This window comes from Flavobacterium microcysteis (assembly GCF_006385255.1).
Lineage (GTDB): Bacteria > Bacteroidota > Bacteroidia > Flavobacteriales > Flavobacteriaceae > Flavobacterium > Flavobacterium microcysteis.
The window spans coordinates 1-1,277 of sequence record NZ_VFJE01000038.1 but is presented as its reverse complement, the minus strand read 5'-3'; the positions used below and the strand labels follow the sequence as shown (position 1 = coordinate 1,277).

Here is a 1,277-nt window from a genome sequence, read left to right as displayed (position 1 = left end):
GGCACTGTCAGCATCGAGGTAACGAATGCCCCGACTGCGACGATATCGACATCTACCCCCGTGATCTGCGAGAACGGCACCGGCACGGTAACGATTACCGGCACGCTTAATTCCCAGGTCATCTTCAACATAAACGGTGCGGCGCAGCCTGCGGTAACGCTGACGACGCCTAGCCCCGGCAACCCTGGGATGGGCGATTACGTCCTGAACCCGGTGCTGGCTGCCAGCACGACATACGACCTTGTGAGCGTGTCCACCACGGGCACGACCCCATGCACCACAAACCTTACGGGCAGCGCCACCATCACGGTGACGCCGCTGCCTACGGGCACGATCACGGCTACCGATGCCACGGTATGCCACGGCACGGGCACGACCATCGTGGTGACCGGCCCTGCAAACGGCAGCTTTACCTATTCCGTAGGAACGGGCGCGCCCATATCGGGCACGCTTGATGCGGCCGGAAGGTTCGTGATCAACACGGGTGCCCTTACGGCTCCCGAGACCTACAGGCTGCTGAGCGTGACCACTGCCGGTGCGGTACCATGCACCAAGGCGCTGAACCTTCAGGTGACCGTTTCGGTAAAGGCGCTCCCTACGGCGAGCTTCACCGGCCCTGCAAACGTGTGCTCCAACAGCACGGCGCTTCTGGAATTCACGGGAACGCCGGGCGCCACTGTAAGCTTCGGCTGGACAGGCGGGGCGGGAGGCACTGGCAGCGTTACCCTTGACGGGGCGGGCTATGCGCCTTACACGACCCACGTGATCACGGTACCGACGACCTTTACCCTGACCACGGCGGTAACCACGGGCACGGCACCCTTCTGCAGCGCTACCCTTACGGGCAGCGTCACGATCAACCCGATCGCTGCGCCGATAATATTCAACCCTACGCCGCTTGAGGTGTGCGACGACAATAATGACGGGATCGGGGTGTTCACCCTTACGGACAAGAACCTGGAGATCACCGGCGGGCCTTCGACGCTTATCGTAAGCTACCACGAGACCCAACTGAATGCGGAAAACAACGTCCTCCCTAAGGGACCCGTATACGGGAACCTGACCAGGGCCCTTCCCGAGGATGCCCCGCTTATCCTGTGGGTAAGGGTAGAGGAGCCAGGCGGCAGCCAGTGCCCATCGTACACGCAGCTTCGCCTGATCGTGAACCGCACGCCGCAGCCGGTGTCGCCAGACCCTATCGAGATCTGCGACGACGCTACCGCTGACGGTTTCGCCACCTTCCCTGACATCAGCGTAAGGGAGGCGGACATGCTCCT

1 protein-coding gene is annotated in these 1,277 nt (G+C 62.3%); it reads left to right on the top strand.

The window, feature by feature from the left end; all coding sequences use genetic code 11:
• Positions 1 to 1,277: hypothetical protein (locus tag FJA49_RS18360; RefSeq protein ID WP_394344075.1), on the top strand; the 1,277-nt coding region annotated here is incomplete at both ends.